The organism is Methanothermobacter sp. KEPCO-1 (assembly GCF_008033705.1).
GTDB classification, from domain to species: domain Archaea; phylum Methanobacteriota; class Methanobacteria; order Methanobacteriales; family Methanothermobacteraceae; genus Methanothermobacter; species Methanothermobacter marburgensis.
Map to the genome: position 1 here is coordinate 784,986 of NZ_CP042937.1, position 24,491 is coordinate 809,476.

The following is a 24,491-nucleotide window of genomic DNA, read 5'->3' on the forward strand; positions in this document are numbered from 1 at the left end:
CTCTAAAGGGAGGCTATACCCCTCATTGCAGAGAGTATCATTCCATCGTCCCCTGGCTTTGCCTGGAGCTGCAGGCCCACAGGAACCCCATCCACGTCACCTGCAGGCATGCTTGCAGCGGGTATACCTGCAAGGTTGGCTATGACCGTGAGGACATCGTATGCATACATCTCCATTGGTTCAAGTTCCTCTCCAAGCCTGTGGGGGAGTTTAGGGACTGTGGGGCCCAGTATGATGTCCACGTCCTTCAGGAGCCCCTCTATCTCCCTCCTTATGAGTGACCTTGCCTGGAGGGCCCTCCTGTAGTATTTACCAGATAGTTCCTTCTGGCTGATGTAGGAGCCCATGTGTATCCTCCTGAGCACCTCAGGGCCGCATACGTCCTCTATCCTGTGGCCATACTTCCTGCCATCGTACTTCCTTGTGGCTGAGAAGAACTCAACATAGTTTATGAGGTAATAGGTTGGGAGGCAGAGGTCGATGTAGCCAAAATCAAGTTCCACTATCTCAGCCCCCTCATCCCCTATCAGGTCAAGTTTCCTCTGGATGGCAGCATCTATTGAGTCATCGGTGACCTCAAGGAACTCCTTCACGACACCGAAGCGAATATCCTTGAGTTCCCGATCCACGCCGAGTTCCTGGTCCTCTGCAATGGTTGTTGGGTCGGTGGGGTCCTGGCCTGATATCACCTCAAGGGTCAGCTGAAGGCCGGATACGTCAGCTGCAAGGGGCCCTATCTGGTCGAAGCTCATGGCAAGGTCAAGGAGCCCCTGCCTTGAAACCAGCCCATAGGTCGGCTTGAACCCCATGACACCACAGTGAGAGGCCGGGTTCCTTATGGATCCCCCTGTATCTGATCCCAGTGCAATGTCGCACATCCCGGCTGCAACGGCAGCGGCGCTTCCCCCACTGGAACCACCGGGTATCCTTCCAGGTGCAGAGGGGTTGTCTGTGGGGCCGAAGAATGAGGTCTCTGTTGAACTTCCAGCTGCGAATTCGTCCATATTGGTCATGCCGATTATTATCCCATCCTCTTCCTTTATGCGCCTTATGACGGTTGCATCGTAGCTTCCAGTGTAGTTCTCAAGGGTCCTGGATGCTGCGGATACCGTGAATCCCTCCACGTTGATGTTGCTCTTAACACCTATAACCAGACCTGCGAGTTTACCTGTCCTCTCCCCCGAGGCTATCCTTGAGTCTATCTCCTCAGCCCTCTGGAAGGCCTCCTCCCTGACCTCTATAAATGCGTTTACGTCATCATTTTTTGCCCTTATTGTCCTGATGAACCTTTCAAGGTTCTCTGATGCGGTCATGCCATGATCCTTAATCATTTCAACCTTATCCATGATTTCCATTTCCAAACACCCGTATCCTATCATTGAGTAAACCTATTATCCTGAAGAGCTGCATTTGAGGGCCCCTGGCTTTCCATGATGGTTATCCTGAGGTATCTGCAGGTGCCCGGTCACCCTATTATCTGGGTTTAATTTCATTTTCAACATTAATAAATGTGAAGATGACCAAGATCTAGGATATGGAATGGATGGAAAGGGTGAAGTGATGGAGAAAACCATTATACTCAAAAAAAGTGATGTTGAGGGTCTTCTGACCATGGATGACTGTCTGAAGGCTGTTGAGAACGCCTTTGTCCAGGATGCCCTTGGCCGTGTCCAGATGCCCCCCAAGATGTACCTATTCTTCAGGAAACACGATGGGGACCTCAGGGTGATGCCCTCCTACCTTGAGGAACTTGAAATGGCGGGTGTTAAGTGCGTGAATGTCCACCCCTCAAATCCCCGTGAACATTCCCTCCCAACGGTCATGGCTGTCATAGAGCTTGTCGACCCAAGGACCGGGTTCCCCCTTGCACTCATGGATGGAACATATATAACCGATATGAGGACCGGGGCAGCCGGCGGGGTCTCCGTGAAGTACCTTGCAGATCGGGAGGCCTCAACACTGGGGATGGTGGGTGCCGGGAGACAGGCCTGGACACAGCTGATGGCCATCAGCAGGGTCGCAGACCTTGAGGAGGCCTGCGTTTACTGCAGGACACCTTCCCAGCGAGAAAAATTCGCAAGGAAGGCCTCTGAGGTCTATGGGTTCAGGGTCAAACCTGCCCTGGATATCAGGGAGGCTGTGGAGGGGAGGGACATAGTTGTAACTGCCACCCCCTCAAGGAAGCCCCTGGTGAAGGCTGACTGGATAACACCCGGGACCCACATATGTGCCATGGGGGCAGATGCCCCTGGAAAGCAGGAACTGGACCCCCTCATACTCAAAAAGGGGAGGGTCTTCTATGACAGCTGGGAACAGGCATCCCACAGCGGAGAGATAAACGTACCCCTCAGTGAGGGCCTTATCACAGAAGAGGACCTCCAGGGGACAATAGGGGATGTAATAACAGGTAAAATTGAGGGTAGAAGATCAGGTAAGGATATAACAGTATTTGATTCAACCGGACTCTCCCTGCAGGACGTTACAACAGCCTGGATGGTCTATGAGAGGGCTGCTGAGTCAGGCAAGGGCCTGGAGGTTGACCTGCAGGGGTGAGAAAAGATACTGCAAAACTCTGATCCGCGGGGTTTGGTCCTTCACTGCCCCCAGGAAAAGATGCTATATAGGATGGTGAACACAGTTAGTTACCGGAGCTGTGATATCATGTACCCCACCAGGACATCAATGCATGAACTCCTCGTAAGGATGGACCATGTGTTTGAGAGGATAAGGATACTCGGGAGGACCCGGGCCCTCAGGAAGGATGAGATAGAGGAGATTGATCGTCACCTCACTGAGATCATGAAGATACTTAACAGGTACAATTAGGCTGAAAGAATGCTCAGTGTCATCCTATTTACCGTAACATCCTTCATAATAGGCCTCTCAGGGGCAATGGCCCCTGGCCCCCTTCTCACTGTCACGGTCTCGGACTCCATTCAGGGGGGTTTCAGGGCAGGGCCCCTCCTTGTCACCGGCCACATCCTGAGTGAGACCATCCTGGTTGTTCTGATATTCATGGGTATGGGCTACCTCCTCTCATCAGAGTCCGCATCCTCATTCATTGGGATTGCAGGTGGCTCAGTCCTCATCTGGACCGGCATCAGGGGTCTGAGGTCTGGGGGCGAATCCTCAGGGGATATTCCAGCAGGAGGATCAGTACTCAGGGGTGCAGTGATAAGTTTTTCCAACCCCTACTTCTTTATATGGTGGGGTGCTGTTGGGGCCGCCCTCATGTACAGTGGAGTTGAACTTGCAGGTGCTGCTGGACTTGCAGGTTTCCTTGTGGGTCACTGGTCATCCGACCTTGCCTGGTACAGCCTGGTATCCTTTCTATCATCCAGAGGGGCATTTGATACGTCCGGGAAGGTCTACAGGGCAGTTATGGCAGTATGTAACGGGTTTCTGATTATGGTGGGAGCCTACTTTTTTGTAAATGCTTTAACTGGGATATAATACAATCATGCCTCAAATCATTAATACCGTGAAAAACATAATATCAGGTGATGAAGGCAGCTGTTTTTGATAACTCAGGGACACTCATAAGAAGGTACAGGGCCCTCAAGAACCTTAAAACAGGTAAGATATGTGACAGGATGAACTCACTTGATATTGTGGATTACAGGGATAGAAGGGCCCTTGTTGTGCTTCAGACCGACCCCGCAACCTGTATTGTAAACGCAAAACCCGACCAGACCATATATGAGTTCATAAAGAGGAACCGCATAGACTTCGATGTCAGCTACGCCAACACCGCGGTTACCTCTGATGAGATCATGGATATCCTCAGGGATGACCCAGCAACTGTCAGGGACATACAGGACACCATAGATGCCGTTTCCAGTAAGAACTACAACATACAGATATGCAGTGGATCCGGCTTCATAGTCAACATTGACAGAAATATGGTTGACTTCACAATAACCGCAGGTGGAAAGCTCTTCCCGGAGGTCCCGGAGGTTGTGGAGGAACTCAGGAAAAGAAACATACACATATACATTGCATCAGGAGACCGGAGGGGGTCACTGAGGGAACTTGCAAGGATCATCAGGATACCCCAGGAAAACGTCTTTGACACCGCCGACACCGAGAGGAAGGCAGAGATAATCCAGGACCTGAAGCGAAGGTACAGCAGGGTCATGATGGTGGGTAACGGCCTCAATGACATTCTTGCATTGAGGGAGGCTGACGTGGGGGTTTTAACACTACAGCAGAGGGAACCTGTTCCTCAGAGATTGATTGATGCTGCTGACCACGTTGTTGATAACATAAGGGAGGTTCTGGATATAGAATTTTGAGGTTCTAGGTTCTGGATATAGAATTCTGAAATATGGGGGGCTGATATTGAGTGAACTTTGCATCGTGCAGGTGAATGACACCCACGGCTACCTCAAATCCCACCCGGAACTCTTCTGGGAGGGCAGAAATATAAGATATGAGACCCTGGGGGGCTACCACCACATAGCAGGCCTTGTGGATGGTATACGTGAAGAGGGACCCACACTACTATTTGACTGTGGTGACACCATCCACGGCACATACCATGCCGTGAAGAGTGAGGGCGCCGCCCTTATACCCATCCTCAATGAAATGCGCTTTGATGCAATGACAGCCCACTGGGAGTTTGCCTATGGACCCAGAAGATTCATGGAAATATCTGAAAAACTGAATCATCCGGTTCTTGCAATAAACTGCTACCATGAGGGTACAGAACGCCTTGCTTTTAGACCATATGAGATAGTGGAGAGGGGCGACCTCCAGGTGGGAGTTGTGGGGATAGCATCCAATATAGTGGATAAGGTGATGCCTCCACGGTTCAGTGAGGGCCTTGAGTTCACCCTTGGACGTGATGAACTCCCATACTGGATAGAGATGCTCCGTGATGAGGAGAGGGTCGACCTGGTGGTGGTCATATCACATCTTGGGTTCCCCCAGGAGTGCCAGCTGGCAGCGGATGTTGATGGCATAGACGTGCTTCTGAGCGCCCACACCCACAACAGGCTCGAGAGACCCTTCATTGTCAATGACACCATCATAATACAGTCAGGGTGCCACGGCTCATTCATTGGACGCCTTGACCTTGAGGTTGATGGTGGTGTCCGGAAATTCAAACACGAACTTGTAAGGGTCAGGGGGCCGTCAAATGAGGATGTTGAGGAGATGGTCATGAGGGCGGCTGAGGTGGACAGGGACTACCTTGAGGCCACCGTGGGTTCAACCAGGACGCACCTCAACAGGTACACAATACTGGAGTCAACCATGGACAACCTTCTCCTCAGGGCAATAATGGATGTGGGTGACTCTGAAGTTGCATTCTCCAATGGATGGCGCTACGGTGCCCCGCTACCCCCAGGGGATATCCGGGTTGAGGACCTCTGGAACATGATCCCTGTTAATCCCCCGGTATCCCGTGTTGAACTTCTGGGGAGGGAGATCCTGGAGATGATGGAGGAGAACATTGAGCTCACATTCTCCAGGGACCCCTACAGGCAGATGGGGGGCTACCTAAAGAGGTGCATGGGCCTCGAGATCTACTTCAAGATAGAGAACCCGCCGGGTAGCAGGATACAGAAGGTATTCGTGAACGGGAAGCCCCTTGAGCCGGATAGAACCTACAGTGCAGTCTATGTAACCAGTCAGGGTGTGCCATCACGGTACGGTGATAACCACGAGGAGATGGACATGAGGGCTATTGAAGCCCTGAGAGAGTACGTTGAGAAGAACAGCCCTATTGACGCCGAGCTCGATGGTAGGATAACACCTATATGATTGTCCTCACGCGATGAATACCCTGTGAATTTGTACTGAAGTCATTAGGGATAGCACTATATGACTGTCTTCAACTGTAATTGTGAACCAGGGTGATCGTGATGGATGATGAGAGGATTTACCGTGTGGTCTTCCACCTTGATGAGGATGACGATGAGAGGGGTTTGCTGCTTTTTGCCAATGCGAGGAACCTGATGGCCGACATTCAGAATGTTGAGATTGAGGTTGTGGTGTACTCAAAGGGTGTCAGCGCCCTCATGAGGGACTCAAGGTACTCAGATATGATCGGTGAGCTCCTTGATGATGGTGTCAGATTTGCTGCCTGTTCCAACACCCTGAAGGCGTGGGGTATAACCTCAGGGGACCTTGTTGATGGTGTTGATACCGTATCCTCGGGTGTGGGTGAGATTGTCAGAAAACAGTGCGATGGATGGGCCTATATAAGGCCCTGATATCTAGAGGAACTCAAATATCGCCGTGGTGCGCCTCACCGATTTCATGCCTATATAAGGCCCTGATATCTAGAGGAACCTCTTGAAGAACATGAGTGTATAGGCAATAGAGCTGTACTCGGGTGTGAATGATGTTATCAGGAGCGCCACGATTGCTGCAAATGGCATCAGAAGTTCCTCTTAAGTGACCTAAGGTACTGGTCCCTTTCAACATCCATGAGTCCATTTCTATATGCATAGAACCGGCTTGCAGATAGTAGGAGGCCTATCATCAGCATGTTAACATGGAATATGACATTGGATGTTACAAGTCCGCCATAGTCTCCTGTGAGTTCCGTTGAGAAGGGCACCATGGCCACGAACATCAGCCAGAATATGTTTATCCACAGGAAACCGTGTCAACCTCCTTCAGGTTTTCAAATTGCATGTGGTTAACCGCTAGAAAATCCAGAGGAGGAGGAAGCTGAGGCAGTAGATGTGGATCCTGGGGGCGAGGAGTGTGAGGTATGAAGCCATTGAGGACTCTGTTATGATCCCCTCTGGCACTTCAATATCGAGAACAAGGAGCGTCATTGCAATGGCAAATATTCCATCCACAAGGCCCCTCAATTCTGTTCTTCTTCATCTTTCATGCCTCAATAAAAGGATTCCAGGAGTCTCCTGCTCTTTATGACTCCCTCATAGTTATTCAGTTCTATCACCCCACGGTCTATCCCCCTAAGGAGTTCAAGGTCAACCGTACCCTCCCCAAGGGGGAGGTGCTGGTCCCTTTCACCGTTGTTGTCGCTCAGATGGTGGTGGGCTATTCTCTCCATCCTGAGGAAATCCTCAAGGAAACCTGTGGTGTTTGCATGGCCCACATCCACAGTCACATATGATCCGCATTCCTCTGAGAATTCCTCAAGCTCACTGGGGCTGTTGCAGAGGTATGAGAACCTTCCCGGCATGTTCTCAACTGAGAACCTTACCGATGAATCCTCTGCATGGGCCACGCAGTTTCTAAGTGTTTCAGCTGCGAATTTAAGGGCCGCGTTCCTTATCCTCTCCTCCCTCCTGTGCACAAGACCGGGATGGGTTGTTACGGTTGTTGCCCCTATCCTTGATGCGAGTTCCACCGTCTCAATCATCTGTCTTTCTGTTTCCTCCCTTACGCCCTGGTTCATGCTGCCAGGGTTCAGGTCTATGGTGGGGGCGTGGAGGAGTATCTCAAGGTCAAAGGATTCAAATACCTCCAGTGCTGCCCCATCTTCAAGGAGCCTCCGGGGCCAGTAGGGTCCCTCGCAGAGTATTTCAAGAAGCTGAAAGCCGTCCTCCTCTGCTTTCTCCAGGATGTTCTCCATTGGTTCCATGAAAAGTGCCAGGGTTGAAAATCCGAGCCTCATATAGATCCCGGTTGGTTTTCTATTCAGCCGGCCTTATGAGTGTTTCCATTCCCTCTGAAAATGAAAGATACTTATAGGTGCCTGGATCTGCAGGGTCCCTGCGGTGTGAAAGGCGTTTAGAGTGCCCCTGCACTATAGAATGAATGGTAAGTGCATTCCCGTTCACAGTGACAATCTGTGGTGATCACCACTGTTTTAGTGTTATCCTGACTTACTTCCATCACACCACCAAAAAGTATATATAAAACAGGATATATCAGAAAATTGATATATCATTCTGGAGATGTCCTGATGTGTGCAGAAAATGGCCCCCATGGAGAGGGGGGACAGTTCGATGAGAAGATAATAAAGAGTTTCATGAGGGGATTCGGAAAAACAATGATCCTCTGGATGATAAGCAGGGAAAGGATCCATGGATACGAGATAATGCGACGACTTGAGAAGTTCTACTCGATCAAGGGGATGCACTGCCAGGAGATCAAACCGCCCGGTCCAAGCGTCATCTACCCAGTACTCCACGACCTGGAGAAGAAGGGACTCATAAGGGGTTCATGGGAGATGCACGGGGAGAAGAGGGTCAAGTACTACGAGATAACCCCACTGGGCAATGAAACAATAGAGAGGATCCGTGATATAATGAAAAACCACATCTCAAGGATATGGGAGGACTTCTGGAACGACATGTTCCCATGTGAGAGGGAGGAAGAAGAATGAAATACGCCATAGAGACCTACGACCTCACAAAGGTCTACGGGGACTTCAAAGCAGTTGACAGCCTCAACATGAAGATAGAGAAGAACTCCATCTTCGGGTTCCTGGGGCCCAACGGGGCAGGTAAGACCACAACCATAAAGATGCTCACCTGCCTCATACCACCAACTTCAGGTACAGCCCGTGTCGCCGGATACGATATACTGGAGAACCCCGACGAGGTGAGACAGCAGATAGGTATGGTCCCCCAGAAGGTCAGCCTCTACGAGGACCTCACAGCAAGGGAGAACGTGGAGATGTGCACAGACTTCTACGGGATGCCAGAGGACCTCAAGGAAACAAGGATCGATGAACTCATGGAGCTGGTTGACATAAAGTACGCGGCAGATAAACCCGTTGGACAGATGTCAGGGGGACAGCAGCAGAAGGTTTCACTGGTTGCAAGCCTGATACACCAGCCAGACATACTCTTTCTCGACGAACCAACCATAGGTCTGGACCCGACAACAAAGAGGGTGCTGTGGGACCTCATCGAGGAACTGAACAGCAGCGGCCACACCATCATACTCTGCTCCCATGACATGTACGAGGTTGAACTCCTCTGCGACTACGTGGGTATAATAAATCAGGGTGTCCTTGCGGCCTTTGACACGCCCCAGGGCCTCAAGGACACCGTTATAAGGGAGGAGGAATCCCTCAGGGCACGGGAGATTGGCACCATACTCGACAGGATACAGGAGGAGACCCCTGAATCCGAAAAAAGGGTCATTGAGGAAATGAAAAAATCCGGGACCTGCGCCGGTAAGGAGCTCAGCATGCTGATCACCGACCTCAGTGATGAACTCATAGCTGAACTTGAATCCCTCCCGGTTACCTTGGAGGTTAAAAGGCACCACACCGGCAGGATAATACTTGAACTGGATGAGAGCTGTGACACTGCCATAAATGATGTGCTCGGGGCAGTTATAAGGAACAATGCCAGGATCAGCTCAATTTCAACCAAGGACCCCTCACTTGAGGATGTATTTATGAAGGTTACAGGGAGGTAACCGTTATGGAAATGAAGAAGGTAATGTGGATGCTCAAGAAGGACCTCATAGTCCTCTGGAGGCACAAACCCCGCCTCATATCAATCATACTGTTCCCCATACTCATGATAACCCTCTTCGGTTACGGTATGGGCGGTACGCTGGAGAACATACCGGTGGTTATAGTTGAGCAGAGCAGTGGCCCCCTCACAGACCAGACCGTCGCTGCAATGAGGAACATGAGCCTCTACGATATTAAGGATATCATGAAGGACCCTGAAACCGCAAGGGACATGGTGGATGCAGGGGAGGTCAAGGCGGCCATAATACTGCCCCCCAACTATGACAATCTCACAGACGAGCCAACAGTGGTCATGTACCTTGACTCCTCTGACCAGCTGGCAAGTCAGGCCCTGGTACCTGCAACCCAGGCACTGTTCAGCAGGCTTTCAGGTGAAATAGCGGTTCAGAAGATGCAGAGCCCCGCTGTGAATATTCAGAACCAGAATTCAACCCCCGGGGAAACGGGCTTTCAGAGCATCGTGAGCACGATAAACTTCCAGGTTGACAGAATCTACGGGGACGTCAAGTACATGGATTTCCTTGTGCCCGCGGTACTTGCAATGACCATAATGTTCTCCTGCATGTTCGGTATGGGACAGTCAATTGCAGGTGAAAGGGAGAGGGGAGAACTCGCACGTCTCTTCATGACCCCCACAAGCGTATCAACAGTTGTTGGGGGTAAAATAATCTCAAAACTGGTTATAGAAAGTGGAAGAGCATTCCTCCTGCTCTGTGTGGCCATACTGCTCTTCGGAATAAAGATCAACGGCAGCATGCTCCTTACGGTCCTTCTACTTGTACTCACAGCACTGTGCTTTGTGGGATTCGGAATAATGATATCGGCGAGGGTGGGGACCCAAGAGGACTACATGCAGATGGTTATGCCCTTTGCAATGCCCATGATGTTTGTATCAGGGGTCTTCTACCCCATCGAGACCATGCCATGGGTGTTCCAGAAGCTGGCCTACGTGGTGCCCCTCACCTATGCCAACGACGCTCTGAGGTCAGTGATGCTGAAGGGTGCGGGTGTCGGGGACATCTGGCTTGACCTGGCCGTGCTTGTGGGATTCACACTCCTGTTCTTTGCAATGGGGGTTACCAGGTTTAACAGGGACATTTAGGTGGTAAGACTAAATTTCAGGTGGTAATATGATGAGGAAAGGTTTAATTGCGGCACTTATAATCATTGGGATGGTTTTAAGCCCTGTATCAGCTGCAGACTGGCCTCTCTTCCATGGGGACCAGCAGCGCACAGGTTTCTCTGAGGAGCCAAGCGACTTCTCAGCAAGGACATGGTATCTCTCCATCGGCGGGATAAAGTCATCACCCGCAATATTCAACAAGGTTGCCTACATCGGCTCAGTCGATGGGAAGGTATATGCAGTGAACCTCGAGACCGGTTCAGTTGTCTGGAGTTACCTGACAGGGGGTGCGGTTGTATCATCCCCCGCTGTGGTCAATGGCACCCTTTATGTGGGTTCAGGGGACGGATACCTCTACGCCATAGACACAGACACCGGTGACCTCGAATGGAAATTTAAAACAGGCAACCGGATAGAGTCATCTCCTGCAGTTAGCGGAGGCACCGTATATGTGGGGTCAGACGACTGCAGGCTCTACGCAGTTGATGCAGATGACGGGTCAAAAAAGTGGGAGTTCTATGCCGGGGAGGCTGTTAAATCATCACCACTTGTAGTGAACGGAACCGTCTACTTTGGATCATGCAACGGTAATGTCTATGCCCTAATCAGAGTCCGACGGGAAGGAGAAGTGGAGCTACACAACCGGTGACCAGGTCATCTCATCACCGGCCTTCTGGAACGGGACCATCTACGTGGGGTCAGATGACGGGAACATGTATGCCCTATCTGAGTCCGATGGAAGCGCGGTCTGGAGGTACAGCCTCGGTGATAGAGTCAGGTCAACACCAGCCATTGACACAGAGGAGAACAGCCTCTTTGCTGGATGTGATGATGGCAACGTGACCTCACTTGACACAAGGACAGGTACCCTGAAATGGTCATTCAAAACAGGAGGGGCCGTGAGATCAGCGCCAGCCATCTTCGAGAACATGGTGGCTGTGGGCTCAGATGACGGGACACTCCACATCCTCAACAAGTACACAGGGAAGGAGGAGTGGAGCTACTCACCGGGCTACTACCTTTTCAGCTCACCGGCAAGTTCATCACCCGTAGTCTACGGCAAAACCATCTACTTTGCAACCGAAAACGGCTACATCTACGCCCTTGACTCCAAGAAGAAGGAGGGCCCAACATCACCATTCGCATACTATGTGGCTGTGATAATCATAGCCATCATAGGGGCCGGGGCTGTGATAAGAAGGGTTGCAAGGAAATAAACTCTTCTTTTTTATTTAAAAACTGAAGGTGAAGGTATGTTCAGGACACTCATAATCTATGAGAGCACCTACGGCTCCACAGAGGAGGCCGCATCAGCAATCGGGAGAATACTCGGGCCCTCAAGGTGCTGCACCACAGAAGAGTTTCAGGAAGACTGCAGGGAATTTGACTTCTTCGTTATTGGTTCCGGGGTTTACAGGGGCCGTTTACACGACAGAATAACCGATTTTATAAAGAAAAACCCCTGGCTTCGTGATAAACCCGTGGCGATATTCTCAGTTTCCCTGAGCCCGGATGATGGTAGAAGGGCCCTCAGTGAGGCTGAAAAACTTCTTGGGGGTGCTGTCCATTCAGCCACCCTTGGTGGGCGCATGATCCTTGACAGACTCTCTGATGGTGATCTTGAGGATCTCAGGAGGTTCTCCGAGGTTGCTGGAATTGAAATTAAGGATTCTGACCTCTTTGATATCTCAGAGGTGATTGAAGTTGCCCTTGACCTTAAAGAGATCAGGGACTCACTTATGACTGACATTGATGAGGATAAACTCCGTGAATCCATTGATGAATTTCTGAGGTCCCATAACACATGTGTCCTTGCAACCTGCCATGGTAACCGACCAAGGGCAACACCCCTTGAATACGTGTATGACGGTGAGTCCATATACGTGATCACCGAGGGTGGGGAGAAATTTGCCGGTATCCTTGAGAACAGCAACGCCTCTGTTGCAGTTTACGAGGACTACACATCCATGAGCAACCTGGCAGGGATGCAGATAACCGGTGCTGTGGATATACTGGATGAAGATGAATCAGAGAGGATCTATAATCTAAGGGGTCTCAATCCTGAGTCCATGAGAAACCTCCCCGTGGATATGAACGTCATAAGGATCTCCATCCACAGGGTTGAGTTCCTAAACAGCAGGTTCAGGGAGGCCTCATCGGGCGCAAAACAGGTGTTCTGGTTTAAAGAGAAGGTCTAAATTTATGAAATCCTAGAATTATGCACTCTAAAAAAAGTTTTATGGAATGCCTAGAGCATTCCATTGTTGTATTTATCCAGCATACTCATCCACTGGAGGACTTTCTGCTGATCCTTTTTGCTGAGGCTGCTCCAGCTTGATGTGTCATGGATTGCGAGGAAAGCATCTGCCTGGGCAATCACGCTGAGAACCTGTGGGGAAGCATAGGCTCCGTTGAGTATATTCAGTTTTGCTGCAAGTAGCTGTGCATATAGCTTGTTTATTCCATTGGATGCTGAGCCATTAAAGCTTAGGATTCTCACAGCCTGTTCAGCGGTGGTGACAAGTACACTCCTATCTCCACCGGCAGTTCCAAGCCATAGACCCGTGCCAAGGAGTGGTGTGACAGCATCCTGGTTGTTTCCATTGAAACCGGCGTGTGTCTTCCAGTAACCTATTGTCAGTGTGCCGTAGGGGCTCCTCACATATACATCAACCAGCCATGAGTCTGATCCCCCGGTGCTGGTATCACAGGTCACAAATGATGCCTCGTTAACCTCTGTGTAAAGTCCAGGTGCATTGTAGGGTCCATAGGTCACAGAATAGTTGAAGGTGTAGGTTTCTCCAGGCATTATGTCACTGCCCACAGTGATGACTCCCAGGTAGCCCCATCTGTCGTCGGATACAGTTACAGATTCATCAACAAGTTCTGAAGGTTCACCGAATTCCACATCAGCCATTGCAGTGTACTCTGTAGATCCGGCCATATCTGAACTGTCCAGGTAGCGGTCATGGTTCTGCTGAACCACCGTTGCAGTGTTAACCCTTGAAGAACCATCAGGTAGACGTCCCATGTAGTTGAGGACAAGTGTCCCGCCTGGCTCAAGTACATGGGGGAACGTTGCGCCGGTTAAATTCATCAGAAGTCCCGGTGATACGGTATCAGAGATGGAGTTTATTACAGCGGCGATGGGTGCAGGGTTGAACACTGTGATGGTGCCCCCCACCATCCAGTCACTGTCTTTTCCTGTATCAACTGAAATGTTAACCGTGTAGTTCACGGTTGCAGTGTCCCCCATGTTCACGGTGACCTCTCTTAAGTCGGCCTCCTTGCTGATGTTCCAGGTGTAGGTCCTTGTGTAGGAAGTTGTGGCATTCTTGGAGACCATCAGTTCATATACGTTAACCTGGACAGATGCACTGGCACTCTGACCGGTTTCCCTTATCGTGGCCGTGTTGTTGTATGTTCCAGCCCCGGTGAACCGCCTGGTGTATGTAACTGATCCTGAGTCGTTAAAGAGCCATGACTCTCCACTTGTGTCATCAACATGTATGCACTCATTCACCGTCACCGGTGATGCAGGGAGTGTTGCCGTTGCTGATGGTCCCGGTCCAAAGGGTGTTCCGAGGCGCCCTGAATGGTTTGTGATTGTAACATTCGCAGTCACCTTGTAGTTACCCCCTGCGTGTACCTGTGCCGGTGTGAGGTAAATCCTGTAGGGGTATGTCCCTGTTTCTCCTGGATCAAGAACAGGATTCGCTGATATATCCAGTGGATAAATCCCTAAAAGGTCATCTGGTGGTGGTACACCATCCCTCAGCTCCAGTATAACCGAGAGGTTCTCTGTGGAAACACCCCCACCATTGTGTACAGTCACGTTGCCCTCAATCCATGCCCTCTCTGTCGGGTTTTCCCTCTCAACACCTACTGTGTACTCTGAGGTGGCTGAGTCTCCCTTAAAGATGTCCCAGCTATCGGGTGTGACGTTCTTGTGGATCTGCCATGTGTATTCCTTCACATAGCTTGTGTTTGCAGTGACACTTGCTGTGAGTGTTGTTCCGGCCTGACCTCCGCTTTCCGCAGAGGATGTGCCTGTGAGGGCCAACACTAAAAGAAGTGCCACCAGACCTAGACCTACCGGTCCAATGGACCGGGAGGCCCTGAATTTCCTATTCATTCATCCCCCCTCCTTTTTCAGGAAAAATAATTTTCAGTCCCCTCAATTATAAAGTATTGAGGAGTGATTCTCTGTATGTCCACACTGCCATAAATAGTTTAGTAAAATACTGAAAAACCTTGAAAAAATAATCATAATCTTCAGAATATGTGAATAAACTATTACAATCCTGTGAAAATTAGATATTACATTGAGGTCAGCTGAAATGGTATGAAGACCCTCTTAATTTCTGATAAAGTATTGTGCTGGGGTTAAGTGAGAAGTCAATGACTGTTCTGAATCCCCTGATAAAGAGTAAAGTTCCTGAAAATTCAGTGCATATAAAATATAAAAGAATGGAAACCTGTGGCTTCCATCTTTTATATCCCTAATCCTTTCTGAGCTGGATTTCTATTGCTGAAACATTGGTAGCGGTTCCCTCGTTACCAATGATCTCCTCTGTACATATGTCAATGTTCTCTATCTGTATGTCTGGTATGAAACGGTTCCTGACAATCTCCGCAACGTCAACAGCCCTGCTTATAGCTCTTCCACGGGCTTTAAGGATCACTTCACTGGTTCCACCGTTCATCTGAGTCACTACGGCCAGAACATAGTTCATTACAGGCTTGTTTCCGATGTATACTACATTCTCCTCTGACATCACTTAACCTCCAAGAGTGTCTGTAATAAAGATAGAAACCCCTGATTATATAAAGTTTGTGATATGCTAATTAAAAAATTTAATAACTTCTGGACTTAACAGCTTCAAGTATCCTTCCACCGGTTACACATGCACCCCTGAACCCTGCAGTGAGGGCAGAGCCATGCATAACATCGATTAGCGGCGCCCCCAGTGATTCTGAAAACCTTGTCTCTGCAACTCCACCGAGTATGACCTCAGGTTCATTCCTGATAAGCGCATCCTCCAGCTCAGAGAGATCAGCCCCAACCAGGACCTCAGACCTCACACCAGTTCCAGAGAGGTTCTCAAGTGTGTACTCACCAATCATGTCCATTGCCACCACAGCAGGTTTCATTCCAAGTTCAGTTACAAATCCAGCCAGTGCAACGGCCCTTGTGGGCCCTGAAACTATACCGACCCTCACACCCTCCAGTTCCGATCTCAGACGATCCCTTTCCTCAGCGTATTCACTGACTTCATCCTGAAGGGTGTAATCAATGCTGAGGTGTTCAAGTATCACCTCATAGAACCTCAGGGTGTTTGAAAATCCGAGGGGAATTGGGTGGTGGATGAATGGAATCCCGAATTCCTCCTCGAGAAACCTGCAGGGCCCTATTCCTGATACATCACAGAAGGAATAGTTCAGATGGGCTGACGCGATTCCCTCAATGTCACCGACTGTGCTCCCGGATGTGAGCACACAGTTCACAGAAACACCCATCCTGCCAAGGGTATCCACAATATGGTTGAGGTCGGGGCCGCCCCTGAACTCCCCTATGATGTTGATTGATGGCTCATCTGATGGTTTTGCATCAGCTGCAATGGACTCAATGAGTGTCATCATGACCTCAAGGTATCCTTCGCCCTGGTTTGACTCAAAGCCCCCTGCACTGATGGTTATGATTTTAGAGTCGATTTCCCCCTTAACCTCCTCTGCAGCCCTCCCTATATCCTCACCTATTATGCTTGTTGCACAGGAGCTCATAACAGCTATGAGTTCCGGTTTAAGGGTTCTGTCGGCATCAATTATGGCCTTTTTGAGTTTATCGGCTGCCCCAAATACCACATCTGATTCAGTGAGTTCTGTTGATAGAACCCTTATTCTCTTACCTCCCCTTGCCGTCAGAAGGTATCCGATGTGGTATGCGCAGCCCCTGGGGCCATGGATGAGTGGTACAGCATTGCAGATGCCTGAAACAGCCCTTACAGCCCCGAAGAGTTTACATGTTGATACTGGCTCCATCGGCACACCTATTTGAGGCTCAGGATCTTGTTGATTGCATCGAGGACCGCCTCCACACTCGCCATCACTATATCCTCCCTGGTGGATCTTCCTGTTGCCTTGTTGCCGTCGGCGTCGCTCATGACAACGAAGACCTCTGCAAGGGCGTTGGTACCGCCTGTTATTGCCTCTATGTTGTACTCATCAAGTTCTATATCTGCTGTTTCACTTACTAGGCTCTGTATGGCGTTTATGGCCGCATCAACAGGCCCCACCCCGGTCATTGATGTTGTCTTGATCTCATCTCCGATCCTCAGCTTCACTGTGGCCGTTGGCATCACACTCTCACCTGTCATCACCGCTATGCCCTCAAGCTTCACAATCTCCCTTGTTGCCTTTCCAAGTATCGTGACGGCCATTGCCCGAAGATCTGCGTCGGTGATCCTTTTCCCCTTATCTCCTAGTCTTTTGACCTGTTCATAGAGGGTGCAGAACTGGTCCTCGTTCATATCTATGCCATATTCCTGAAGCTTTGATCTGAGGGCGTTGGCCCCTGTGTGCTTGCCGAGGACTATCCTCCTCTTGTGGCCAACCATCTCGGGGGTTATGGGTTCATAGGTCTCTGCCTTCTCAAGAACCCCATGGACGTGTATGCCTGCCTCATGTGCAAAGGCGTTTTCACCCACGATTGCCTTGTTGGGGGGCATCCTTACCCCCGTTATCTTTGATACGAATTCCGAGATGTTCACAAGTTCCGTTGTCTTTATGGTGAGGGGGAGGTCATAGCGGGTTATGAGGGCCATCACAACCTCCTCAAGGGCTGCATTCCCTGCCCTTTCACCGAGCCCGTTGATGGTTGCATGCACCTGTGATGCGCCTGCCTCCACCGCTGCAAGGGAGTTTGCAACGGCCAGTCCAAAGTCATTGTGGCAGTGGACGCTGATGGGTGTCCTGACCTCATCCCTGAGACCCCTTATGAGGCGGTTCATGGCCCGGGGTATCATCACCCCCACAGTGTCCGGCACATTTATCATGTCGGCCCCTGCATCCTCTGCGGCCCTGTATACCCCCACAAGGTAATCAAATTCTGTCCTCGTGGCGTCCTCGGCAGAGAATTCCACCCTGAGCCCATGTTCAACCGCATATTCCACCCCAAATACCGCCCTGTCTATTATCTCCTCAGGGGACATTTTGAGCTTGTACTTCCTGTGGAGGGGTGATGTCCCTATGAAGGTGTGTATGTAGTCAGCGCCGCAGTCAATAACAGCGTCTATGTCCTCCCTTAGCACCCTTGCCAAACCACAAGTATTCGCATCAAGATCAAGGTCAGCTATCCTCCTTACTGAGTCCATCTCCCCTGGGGAGGCTGCAGGAAACCCTGCCTCTATTGTGTCAACTCCAAGGGAGTCCAGTTTCCTTGCTATGCATATCTTCTCATCCACCGTGAGCGCCACTCCAGGTGTCTGCTCACCGTCCCTGAGTGTTGTGTCAAATATTCTCACCGTCTCAGGTAGCTTCATTTCCGGTTTAACCTCTTCTATGTACATTTAAATTCCCCGTGGTCTGGCCTTTTATCATGATCTATATGCTGCCACAATTAAAAGCTTTTACACAGCAGACTTATAAGTTATAAGTTATAACTTAAAAGTCAGAAGAAGCGTTCTGCTGCCAAGAGACGAGGGGTCCCGGATATACTTTAAACCGCCATGCTGAGACTCAGAAAGTTCCTGAGGCCCGGTGCTAGGCCAAGTATGAATATAACAAGTTTAAGTAGAGCCGAGTCCCCCGGGTCCTCAACGTACCTGTCAATGGCATATAGACCCAACAGTATGACCGCTATCTTTAGGGGGAACATCACAAGGGCCGTGCCAGTCAGGGCCGTGAATGCCGATGGCAGGACATGCTGCTCAGCATAGCCATAGAGGTCAACCGCAACATAGGTTGAGGATGCATCAAAAAGGTGCGCGTACACCACGTAGAGATTCATCCTCTCCCTTAGAAGTTCCCATTTAAGACCTATTATATAGAAAAGGAATGCAGATGCCATGAATACTCCCAGTACAGAGAAAAAGGGTACGGGATTAATTTTCTGCATGCTTATGATGTTTGGAATGGAAAGAACCGCCCCTGTAGCAAATACAAGCTTTCTGTAATCCCATCCATAAAGTTTCTCAAGTTTAACCGAGACGAGGAGCGTTGCTATTGCCGTGAGTCCCACAAGGACATATATGCCAGGGGTCACAAGGAGATGGGTGAGTGGATAGATCCCATTATCAACAAGGGCCCTTGCACCTGACCCGAGAAATATGAAGGGAAGCAGTGGCACAAGGAGTTCCCTGGGGTCCTTTTTAAGCCACCTGAACATTCTGAGTATGATGAGAACGGCAAACCCGAGTACAAGGCCAAAAACAACCGTGTTGAGGGGCGTGTAGCCAGGGTGGAGGTAGAAGAAGTTGCTCTCCAGGAACTTCTGAAGCTCAGATATCATTTCTCATCCTGCCTATGAGTTTTTTGTTGATTACCTCCCTCACAATCAGGGGAAGGGGTGTCCTTCTTCCCTCAGGCCTGGTTCTACCCCTTCTTATACCTTCAATTATATCATCAGCTGTATTTTCAGACTCCACAAACGTGAATGAACTTCCAACAGCCTCCACAAAGTGTGCGTCGCTTGCACCTATCTCAGGGATGCCCCTCTTTCTTGCGAATTTCCTTGCCCTCCAGTTGGAGTAACCAACTATGTAGCGGGAGTTGAGGGTTTCAACTGCATCAACACGGAGGTTTCTCTCGTTCACAAAGAGTCCCTGTCTGTACCTGACAAATGGGTGTGGTATTATGGCAAGTGCGTCCTGTGAGTGTATCTCATCCATGGTCTCTGCAGGGGTGAGACCCCTCTGTATTTCCTCCTGCACACCCAGTGCCACTATGTGACCGGCGGATGTGCTGAGTTCCACTGCAGGGACCACCGTGACCCCAAACTCTGCTGAGTCCTCCATTGCAATCAAGGATCCCTTCATTGTATTGTGGTCTGCAATCGCAACTGCATCGAGGCCCACAAGGGATGCCCTCTTCAGCACATCCCGTGGCGTTCCCCTTGCATCCCCTGAGTATACCGTGTGTATGTGGGGGTCAATCCTTATCATGAAACCACCTTAACAATTGCCCTCATGTTCCCTGGACCCATCAGTGCATCACCCTGTATTCTATGCTTCCTATGAGCCCCACGGGCCCTGTCATCATGACGTCCCCTGCCGGTGCAGCATGGTGGACCCTGAGGGATGTTTCATCGAGAATACTCCTCTGTGGACCAGTTGCAACAACCACCTCAGGCTCACCCACCCCTCCAAGGACATGGGCACCATGACCTCCGTCGCCATGGACCTCCCGGTGGGTTATCTCCCCATGGGCGAGTTTCAGGAGGAGTTCCTCAAGTTTTTCAGGGGACAGCATCTTTGTGTGGTGCTCCATGACCCCATGTATCCTGCCATCCAGTACGCTGGCTGCCAGGGTGTGGCCGTTACCCACATCAACAGCGACTAGCGGCCCAGCTGAGTTCACTGCGGGGTCAAGGAGAGCCCCTGCTATTGAGGCGAACTTGGAATCCATCAGAAGGAGGGGGTGCTCAGCTGCCCCCTCAATGGATTTCATCCTGGTGAAGTAATCTGGGACATTGCCAAGGTATGAGAACTCCTGAGGTTTCACTGGTTCTCTTAGTTTCTCCCTGATCTTCATGAAGCGGAAGTTTCTATCACCCATATCACCACCCGCACCATGGTCCTGAACAGCCACCCCCAGGAAGTCGATTTCCAGTTCAACGTCAAAGTGTCCGAGGGCCCCTGCTATGGCCCCGAGATCAACATCCGTTAACTTCACCCTCCTCAGGCCAGGGTCCCTGTCTGATATCTCTATCCCCATCGCCCTGACCCTTTCAAGGTCATCCCTGATGGTCCTTGCTGCCTCATGGGTCATTACAACCCTGTAACCCCTCTCAAGGTGCTCAATTATGGCCCTGCTCACGGGTCCCCCTCCCATTGTCTGGCCATGAATGAAGACGTCCTCACTGATTCCCCTGATCCTTTCTGCGATTATCCTTGTGGGTGAGGGCAGTACCATCTTTATGGAATTTTCAATTCTATCAACTGCAGTATCATGGTACATTATATCCTGGGTCCCTGCCCCCACATCAACTGCAAGTATCTTCATGTGGGAATCATATCTTCCCCCCATTTATTAACCATTTCCTAAATGTACAGATATGTACTGTAAAGTTTTAAATAGTTCTTTAAAGAGACATCATGCATGTAAATGCTGATGATAACATGACCTTATCATGAAATCTAAGGTGATACCATGAACAAGATTGTTCTTGACGAAAATGAAATACCAAAAAAATGGTACAACATCAACCCGGACCTGCCATCACCACTACCAGAACCCAGAAACCCTGAGGGCGGAGAGAACATAGAGAACCTTCCAAGGGTGTTCTCAAGGGGGGTTCTTGAGCAGGAGATGTCAATGGAGCGCTGGATAAAGATCCCCCGTGAGGTCAGAGATGTCTACAAGATGATCGGAAGACCCACCCCACTCTTTCGAGCAAAGGGCCTTGAGGAGATGCTTGACACCCCCGCCAGGATATACTACAAGAGGGAGGATTATTCACCCACAGGAAGCCACAAGCTCAATACCGCGATAGCACAGGCATACTATGCCCGTGAAGATGGAGCTGAAAGGCTCACAACAGAAACAGGCGCTGGACAGTGGGGAACCGCCCTCTCACTTGCATGTTCACTCATGGACCTCCAGTGCAAGGTCTACATGGTCAGGGTTTCCTTCAACCAGAAGCCCTTCAGGAAAACAATAATGCAGCTCTATGGTGGCGAGGTTGTCCCATCACCAAGTGACCATACCGAATTCGGAAGGAAAATACTCAGTGAGGACCCAGAACACCCGGGCTCCCTTGGTATAGCCATATCAGAGGCCATGGAGGAGGCCCTCCAGTATGAAAACGTTTACTACTCCCTTGGAAGCGTCCTCAACCACGTTCTGCTACACCAGACCGTGATAGGTCTTGAAACACAGAAACAGCTGGAAATAGCAGGTGAAACACCTGACGTCATGATAGGATGTGTGGGTGGGGGCAGCAACTTTGGCGGGGCGGTTTTTCCATTCATAAAGGATAAACTTGATGGTAAGCTCGACTGTGAATTCATAGCAGCTGAACCAAGATCCTGCCCGACCCTCACCCAGGGAGAATACCGGTATGACTTTGGTGACACTGCTGGTATGACACCACTCCTCAAGATGTACACACTAGGCCACGACTTTGTACCCCCATCTGTACATGCAGGCGGTCTGAGGTACCATGGAATGTCACCGCAGGTTGCACTGCTGGTGAAGGAGGGCATCATCAAGGCCCGGGCCGTAGAACAGCATAAAATATTTGAGAGCGGTGTTAAATTTGCAAAGGCCGAGGGGGTTGTTCCTGCACCAGAGACCTGCCACGCCATAAGTGTTGCCATGGATGAGGCCAGAAAGTGCAGAGAGACCGGTGAGGAAAAAACCATAGTCGTAAGCTTCTCTGGCCACGGGCTCCTGGACCTCAAGGGTTACGGGGACTATCTTGAGGGCAAAATCTGATAGCCCCGATTGAATTCATGGGGATTTATGGCTGAAACTCCATGATACATGGAACTCCACTGGATTTCAGCCATGAAAAATCCCGTATCTTCTTCTTCAATACATATAAATACCATCATCACCTACACTAAATTAGTTTATATCAATCTCATCAAGGTGATCTGATGGACTACAGAAATATCGTTATCGGTGCCATGATCCTTATCATAGCACTGATGGTCGGTTTCAATGTTGCCCTGTACATGGGGGCCCAGGAACAGAACGTGACCCAGCTGGACTGGGCTGACAACGCAACAACGGATATGAGTTTTGCAAATGAATCCCCTGCACCGGTCAGCACCGACAACACCATAAAAACCACAAAGAGAACCAGGACAAACATCACACCAGGTGAAGGAAACACCACAGCACCTGAAGAACCCGAACCACCGGCTCAAAATCAAACCACATAAGGAGGATAAAGATTGTACAGAATAGGTGAAGCACTCATAGGAAGCGGCAATGAGGTTGCCCATATAGATCTCATCATAGGTGATAAGGAGGGAAACGCGGGGGCAGCCTTTGCAAATGGCCTCACCAGCCTTTCCCTTGGTCATACACCACTTCTATCGGTTATAAGGCCCAACCTCATGACAAAACCCGCAACCCTCATAGTACCCAAGGTTACGGTGAGCTGCCTTGAGGACGCCGACAAGGTCTTCGGGCCGGCTCAGACAGCGGTTGCCCGTGCAGTTGCCGATGCGGTTGAGGAGGGAATAATCCCCGAGGAAAAGGTTGAGGACCTCGTGGTAATTGTCAGTGTATTCATACACCCAGAGGCAGAGGACTACCGCAAGATATACCAGTACAACTACGGGGCAACCAAACTGGCCCTCAGAAGGGCCATGGAGAACTACCCCTCAGCAAGGAAGGTCCTCAGTGAAAAGGACCGGGGAAGCCACCCAATCATGGGTTTCAGGGCAGTCAGACTGTGGAACCCCCCCTACCTGCAGGTTGCCCTTGACCTTGACAGCATTGAGGAGATGGAGAGGATCATTGACGCTCTCCCCAACAGGGAAAGGATACTCCTCGAGGCCGGAACACCCCTCGTCAAGAAGTTCGGTGTTGGTGTCGTGAGCAGGATAAGGGAGCTTCGAAGGGACGCCTTCATAATAGCCGACCTCAAAACCCTTGACGTTGGCAGAATAGAGGTTAAGATGGCCGCAGATGAGACGGCTGATGCAGTGGCCATATCAGGTCTTGGAACCGTTGAATCCATTGAGAAGGCCATCCACGAGGCCCAGAAACAGGGCATATACTCCATACTGGACATGATGAATGTTGAAAACTTCGTTGATAAACTCAGGGGCCTCAGATATAAGCCAGACATCGTCCTCCTCCACAGGAATGTGGACCTTGAAACCCTCAGGGCAGAGCGTGGAGAGGATATTGGTGAAATGAGCGAATGGGGCAACATCAGGGAAATAAAGGATATACTTGGCCCCAGGGGTCTTGTGGCCGTTGCAGGCGGTATAACCCCATCCAAGATGCAGGAGGCCCTTGATAGCGGCGCCGACATAATAGTGGTTGGAAGGTACATAATCGGCTCAAGGGATGTGAGGAGGGCCGCCGAGGACTTCCTGGAGCACATGCCCCAGGACCCCGACACCATGAGACTGCCCCTTGACGAGGACGAGTCAATCTAGCCGGGAAGGGGGTTGCGTATGATAGTGGGTATATGTGGAAGCCCCAGGAAACAGGCCACCCATTACGTGCTTGAGAGGGCTCTTGGAACACTGGAGGATGAAGGTTTTGAAACAGAGTTCTTCACTGTAAGGGGTAAGAACATCTCACCCTGCAGGCACTGTGACTACTGCCTCAGGAACAGGGAGTGTGTGCTGAAGGACGACATGTACCCACTCTACGACCTCCTTAGGGGGGCCCAGGGAATCATAATTGCAACCCCTGTCTACAATGGCGGTGTCAGCGCCCAGGTGAAGGCCATAATGGACCGCTGCCGGGCGCTTGGCGCAGAGGACTACGACTCCCTGAGGGGAAAGGTGGGCATGGGTATAGCTGTTGGTGGTGACAGGTGCGGGGGGCAGGAACCCGCCCTCATGCAGATACACACCTTCTACATCCTCAACGGAGTAATACCAGTAAGCGGGGGGTCCTTCGGAGCAAACCTGGGTGCGTGTCTCTGGTCAAGGGACACCGTCGAGGGCGTTAAGGAGGACTCCTACGGGTTTAAAACCCTTGATAAAACCCTCAAAATGTTTAAGAGAATTCTGAATTCCCGGGCCCCATAAGCTA

At 50.5% G+C, this 24,491-nt stretch carries 27 protein-coding genes; 16 read left to right on the plus strand and 11 right to left on the minus strand.

The features are described from left to right. Window positions 1-2: 2 nt before the first annotated feature. Complete coding sequence (gene gatA, locus FVF72_RS04130; protein ID WP_147671280.1) at window positions 3-1,355, minus strand: Asp-tRNA(Asn)/Glu-tRNA(Gln) amidotransferase subunit GatA; 1,353 nt, start codon at window positions 1,353-1,355, stop codon at window positions 3-5. A gap of 205 nt (window positions 1,356-1,560) precedes the next feature. Here gatA and ala point away from each other — a divergent pair, with 205 nt between their 5' ends. From ala to FVF72_RS04160, 6 genes are all read left to right on the plus strand, one after another. Continuing rightward, window positions 1,561-2,553 carry an alanine dehydrogenase gene (gene ala / locus FVF72_RS04135; protein WP_013294919.1) on the plus strand — a complete coding sequence of 331 codons (993 nt, stop codon included), beginning with the start codon at window positions 1,561-1,563 and terminating at the stop codon, window positions 2,551-2,553. 72 nt (window positions 2,554-2,625) lie between these two features. Continuing rightward, a complete protein-coding gene (locus FVF72_RS04140; protein ID WP_147671281.1) occupies window positions 2,626-2,826 on the plus strand; it encodes a hypothetical protein in 201 nt (66 codons plus the stop codon). A gap of 9 nt (window positions 2,827-2,835) precedes the next feature. Continuing rightward, window positions 2,836-3,453, plus strand: coding sequence for a LysE family transporter (locus tag FVF72_RS04145; RefSeq protein ID WP_147671282.1), 618 nt, complete (start codon window positions 2,836-2,838; stop codon window positions 3,451-3,453). A 50-nt stretch (window positions 3,454-3,503) separates the two neighbouring features. Then, window positions 3,504-4,295: an HAD family hydrolase gene (locus FVF72_RS04150; RefSeq protein WP_147671283.1), complete on the plus strand. Its 792-nt coding sequence runs from the start codon at window positions 3,504-3,506 to the stop codon at window positions 4,293-4,295. A 46-nt stretch (window positions 4,296-4,341) separates the two neighbouring features. Next, window positions 4,342-5,766, plus strand: coding sequence for a bifunctional UDP-sugar hydrolase/5'-nucleotidase (locus FVF72_RS04155; protein WP_255503800.1), 1,425 nt, complete (start codon window positions 4,342-4,344; stop codon window positions 5,764-5,766). A 101-nt stretch (window positions 5,767-5,867) separates the two neighbouring features. After that, window positions 5,868-6,218 (plus strand): DsrE family protein, encoded by a 351-nt coding sequence (locus tag FVF72_RS04160; RefSeq protein ID WP_147671284.1) that lies wholly within the window; start codon window positions 5,868-5,870, stop codon window positions 6,216-6,218. A gap of 167 nt (window positions 6,219-6,385) precedes the next feature. Here FVF72_RS04160 and FVF72_RS04165 read toward each other — a convergent pair whose 3' ends face one another. From FVF72_RS04165 to FVF72_RS04175, 3 genes are all read right to left on the minus strand, one after another. Further along, the gene (locus tag FVF72_RS04165) at window positions 6,386-6,583 is read right to left on the minus strand and encodes a hypothetical protein (RefSeq protein WP_147671285.1); all 198 of its coding nucleotides are present in this window, start codon (window positions 6,581-6,583) and stop codon (window positions 6,386-6,388) included. 73 nt (window positions 6,584-6,656) lie between these two features. Further along, on the minus strand, window positions 6,657-6,827 hold the full coding sequence (locus tag FVF72_RS04170) for a TMEM175 family protein (RefSeq protein ID WP_147671286.1): 171 nt from the start codon (window positions 6,825-6,827) through the stop codon (window positions 6,657-6,659). A 26-nt stretch (window positions 6,828-6,853) separates the two neighbouring features. Continuing rightward, complete coding sequence (locus tag FVF72_RS04175; RefSeq protein WP_147671287.1) at window positions 6,854-7,600, minus strand: sugar phosphate isomerase/epimerase; 747 nt, start codon at window positions 7,598-7,600, stop codon at window positions 6,854-6,856. A 291-nt stretch (window positions 7,601-7,891) separates the two neighbouring features. Here FVF72_RS04175 and FVF72_RS04180 point away from each other — a divergent pair, with 291 nt between their 5' ends. The 6 genes from FVF72_RS04180 to FVF72_RS04200 are packed head-to-tail and all read left to right on the plus strand — an operon-like array spanning window position 7,892 to window position 12,742. Next, window positions 7,892-8,314, plus strand: a complete 423-nt coding sequence (locus FVF72_RS04180) for a PadR family transcriptional regulator (protein WP_147671288.1) — start codon at window positions 7,892-7,894, stop codon at window positions 8,312-8,314. After that, entirely contained in the window at window positions 8,311-9,360 is a 1,050-nt protein-coding gene (locus FVF72_RS04185) for an ATP-binding cassette domain-containing protein (protein WP_147671289.1), read from the plus strand. The genes FVF72_RS04180 and FVF72_RS04185 overlap by 4 nt, the downstream gene beginning before the upstream one ends. A 5-nt stretch (window positions 9,361-9,365) precedes the next feature. Beyond that, window positions 9,366-10,523: an ABC transporter permease gene (locus FVF72_RS04190; RefSeq protein ID WP_013294908.1), complete on the plus strand. Its 1,158-nt coding sequence runs from the start codon at window positions 9,366-9,368 to the stop codon at window positions 10,521-10,523. Window positions 10,524-10,551: 28 nt separating this feature from the next. After that, a complete protein-coding gene (locus FVF72_RS09400) occupies window positions 10,552-11,193 on the plus strand; it encodes a PQQ-binding-like beta-propeller repeat protein (protein WP_255503801.1) in 642 nt (213 codons plus the stop codon). Window positions 11,194-11,200: 7 nt separating this feature from the next. Further along, a complete protein-coding gene (locus tag FVF72_RS09405) occupies window positions 11,201-11,761 on the plus strand; it encodes a PQQ-binding-like beta-propeller repeat protein (RefSeq protein ID WP_255503813.1) in 561 nt (186 codons plus the stop codon). A gap of 36 nt (window positions 11,762-11,797) precedes the next feature. Beyond that, window positions 11,798-12,742 carry a pyridoxamine 5'-phosphate oxidase family protein gene (locus FVF72_RS04200; RefSeq protein WP_147671290.1) on the plus strand — a complete coding sequence of 315 codons (945 nt, stop codon included), beginning with the start codon at window positions 11,798-11,800 and terminating at the stop codon, window positions 12,740-12,742. Window positions 12,743-12,792: 50 nt separating this feature from the next. Here FVF72_RS04200 and FVF72_RS04205 read toward each other — a convergent pair whose 3' ends face one another. The 7 genes from FVF72_RS04205 to FVF72_RS04235 all read right to left on the minus strand — a co-directional run bounded on the left by FVF72_RS04205 (window position 12,793) and on the right by FVF72_RS04235 (window position 20,765). Continuing rightward, window positions 12,793-14,679 (minus strand): hypothetical protein, encoded by a 1,887-nt coding sequence (locus tag FVF72_RS04205; protein ID WP_013294905.1) that lies wholly within the window; start codon window positions 14,677-14,679, stop codon window positions 12,793-12,795. A gap of 367 nt (window positions 14,680-15,046) precedes the next feature. Then, on the minus strand, window positions 15,047-15,322 hold the full coding sequence (gene albA, locus FVF72_RS04210) for a DNA-binding protein Alba (protein ID WP_013294904.1): 276 nt from the start codon (window positions 15,320-15,322) through the stop codon (window positions 15,047-15,049). Window positions 15,323-15,401: 79 nt separating this feature from the next. Further along, window positions 15,402-16,586 (minus strand): nitrogenase component 1, encoded by a 1,185-nt coding sequence (locus tag FVF72_RS04215; RefSeq protein WP_147671291.1) that lies wholly within the window; start codon window positions 16,584-16,586, stop codon window positions 15,402-15,404. 8 nt (window positions 16,587-16,594) lie between these two features. Then, window positions 16,595-18,112: a 2-isopropylmalate synthase gene (locus FVF72_RS04220; protein ID WP_013294902.1), complete on the minus strand. Its 1,518-nt coding sequence runs from the start codon at window positions 18,110-18,112 to the stop codon at window positions 16,595-16,597. Between the two features lie 149 nt (window positions 18,113-18,261). Then, on the minus strand, window positions 18,262-19,053 hold the full coding sequence (locus FVF72_RS04225) for a DUF63 family protein (protein ID WP_013294901.1): 792 nt from the start codon (window positions 19,051-19,053) through the stop codon (window positions 18,262-18,264). Beyond that, window positions 19,043-19,705 (minus strand): PHP domain-containing protein, encoded by a 663-nt coding sequence (locus tag FVF72_RS04230; protein ID WP_013294900.1) that lies wholly within the window; start codon window positions 19,703-19,705, stop codon window positions 19,043-19,045. Before FVF72_RS04230 ends, FVF72_RS04225 begins: the two co-directional genes overlap by 11 nt. Before the next feature lie 40 nt (window positions 19,706-19,745). Continuing rightward, complete coding sequence (locus tag FVF72_RS04235) at window positions 19,746-20,765, minus strand: DUF1786 domain-containing protein (protein ID WP_048901250.1); 1,020 nt, start codon at window positions 20,763-20,765, stop codon at window positions 19,746-19,748. Window positions 20,766-20,912: 147 nt separating this feature from the next. Here FVF72_RS04235 and FVF72_RS04240 point away from each other — a divergent pair, with 147 nt between their 5' ends. From FVF72_RS04240 to FVF72_RS04255, 4 genes are all read left to right on the plus strand, one after another. Next, a complete protein-coding gene (locus FVF72_RS04240) occupies window positions 20,913-22,199 on the plus strand; it encodes a TrpB-like pyridoxal phosphate-dependent enzyme (RefSeq protein ID WP_013294898.1) in 1,287 nt (428 codons plus the stop codon). 164 nt (window positions 22,200-22,363) lie between these two features. Then, entirely contained in the window at window positions 22,364-22,651 is a 288-nt protein-coding gene (locus tag FVF72_RS04245) for a hypothetical protein (RefSeq protein WP_013294897.1), read from the plus strand. Window positions 22,652-22,663: 12 nt separating this feature from the next. Beyond that, the gene (locus tag FVF72_RS04250; RefSeq protein ID WP_013294896.1) at window positions 22,664-23,884 is read left to right on the plus strand and encodes a bifunctional 5,6,7,8-tetrahydromethanopterin hydro-lyase/3-hexulose-6-phosphate synthase; all 1,221 of its coding nucleotides are present in this window, start codon (window positions 22,664-22,666) and stop codon (window positions 23,882-23,884) included. Between the two features lie 18 nt (window positions 23,885-23,902). Next, window positions 23,903-24,487, plus strand: a complete 585-nt coding sequence (locus FVF72_RS04255) for a flavodoxin family protein (RefSeq protein WP_147671292.1) — start codon at window positions 23,903-23,905, stop codon at window positions 24,485-24,487. Window positions 24,488-24,491: the final 4 nt, after the last annotated feature.

Bases quoted from the DNA above. Each gene is read 5' to 3' on its own strand.
- FVF72_RS04200 (WP_147671290.1), top strand. From the start codon at position 11,798: ATGTTCAGGACACTCATAATCTATGAGAGCACCTACGGCTCCACAGAG.
- FVF72_RS04150 (WP_147671283.1), top strand. From the start codon at position 3,504: ATGAAGGCAGCTGTTTTTGATAACTCAGGGACACTCATAAGAAGGTAC.
- FVF72_RS04180 (WP_147671288.1), top strand. From the start codon at position 7,892: ATGTGTGCAGAAAATGGCCCCCATGGAGAGGGGGGACAGTTCGATGAG.
- FVF72_RS04175 (WP_147671287.1), bottom strand. From the start codon at position 7,600: ATGAGGCTCGGATTTTCAACCCTGGCACTTTTCATGGAACCAATGGAG.
- FVF72_RS04255 (WP_147671292.1), top strand. From the start codon at position 23,903: ATGATAGTGGGTATATGTGGAAGCCCCAGGAAACAGGCCACCCATTAC.
- FVF72_RS04190 (WP_013294908.1), top strand. From the start codon at position 9,366: ATGGAAATGAAGAAGGTAATGTGGATGCTCAAGAAGGACCTCATAGTC.
- ala (WP_013294919.1), top strand. From the start codon at position 1,561: ATGGAGAAAACCATTATACTCAAAAAAAGTGATGTTGAGGGTCTTCTG.
- FVF72_RS04140 (WP_147671281.1), top strand. From the start codon at position 2,626: ATGGTGAACACAGTTAGTTACCGGAGCTGTGATATCATGTACCCCACC.
- FVF72_RS04215 (WP_147671291.1), bottom strand. From the start codon at position 16,586: ATGGAGCCAGTATCAACATGTAAACTCTTCGGGGCTGTAAGGGCTGTT.
- FVF72_RS04185 (WP_147671289.1), top strand. From the start codon at position 8,311: ATGAAATACGCCATAGAGACCTACGACCTCACAAAGGTCTACGGGGAC.
- FVF72_RS04145 (WP_147671282.1), top strand. From the start codon at position 2,836: ATGCTCAGTGTCATCCTATTTACCGTAACATCCTTCATAATAGGCCTC.
- FVF72_RS04220 (WP_013294902.1), bottom strand. From the start codon at position 18,112: ATGTACATAGAAGAGGTTAAACCGGAAATGAAGCTACCTGAGACGGTG.
- FVF72_RS04225 (WP_013294901.1), bottom strand. From the start codon at position 19,053: ATGATATCTGAGCTTCAGAAGTTCCTGGAGAGCAACTTCTTCTACCTC.
- FVF72_RS04160 (WP_147671284.1), top strand. From the start codon at position 5,868: ATGGATGATGAGAGGATTTACCGTGTGGTCTTCCACCTTGATGAGGAT.
- FVF72_RS04230 (WP_013294900.1), bottom strand. From the start codon at position 19,705: ATGATAAGGATTGACCCCCACATACACACGGTATACTCAGGGGATGCA.
- gatA (WP_147671280.1), bottom strand. From the start codon at position 1,355: ATGGAAATCATGGATAAGGTTGAAATGATTAAGGATCATGGCATGACC.
- albA (WP_013294904.1), bottom strand. From the start codon at position 15,322: ATGTCAGAGGAGAATGTAGTATACATCGGAAACAAGCCTGTAATGAAC.
- FVF72_RS04205 (WP_013294905.1), bottom strand. From the start codon at position 14,679: ATGAATAGGAAATTCAGGGCCTCCCGGTCCATTGGACCGGTAGGTCTA.
- FVF72_RS09400 (WP_255503801.1), top strand. From the start codon at position 10,552: ATGATGAGGAAAGGTTTAATTGCGGCACTTATAATCATTGGGATGGTT.
- FVF72_RS04245 (WP_013294897.1), top strand. From the start codon at position 22,364: ATGGACTACAGAAATATCGTTATCGGTGCCATGATCCTTATCATAGCA.
- FVF72_RS04240 (WP_013294898.1), top strand. From the start codon at position 20,913: ATGAACAAGATTGTTCTTGACGAAAATGAAATACCAAAAAAATGGTAC.
- FVF72_RS04165 (WP_147671285.1), bottom strand. From the start codon at position 6,583: ATGTTCGTGGCCATGGTGCCCTTCTCAACGGAACTCACAGGAGACTAT.
- FVF72_RS04235 (WP_048901250.1), bottom strand. From the start codon at position 20,765: ATGAAGATACTTGCAGTTGATGTGGGGGCAGGGACCCAGGATATAATG.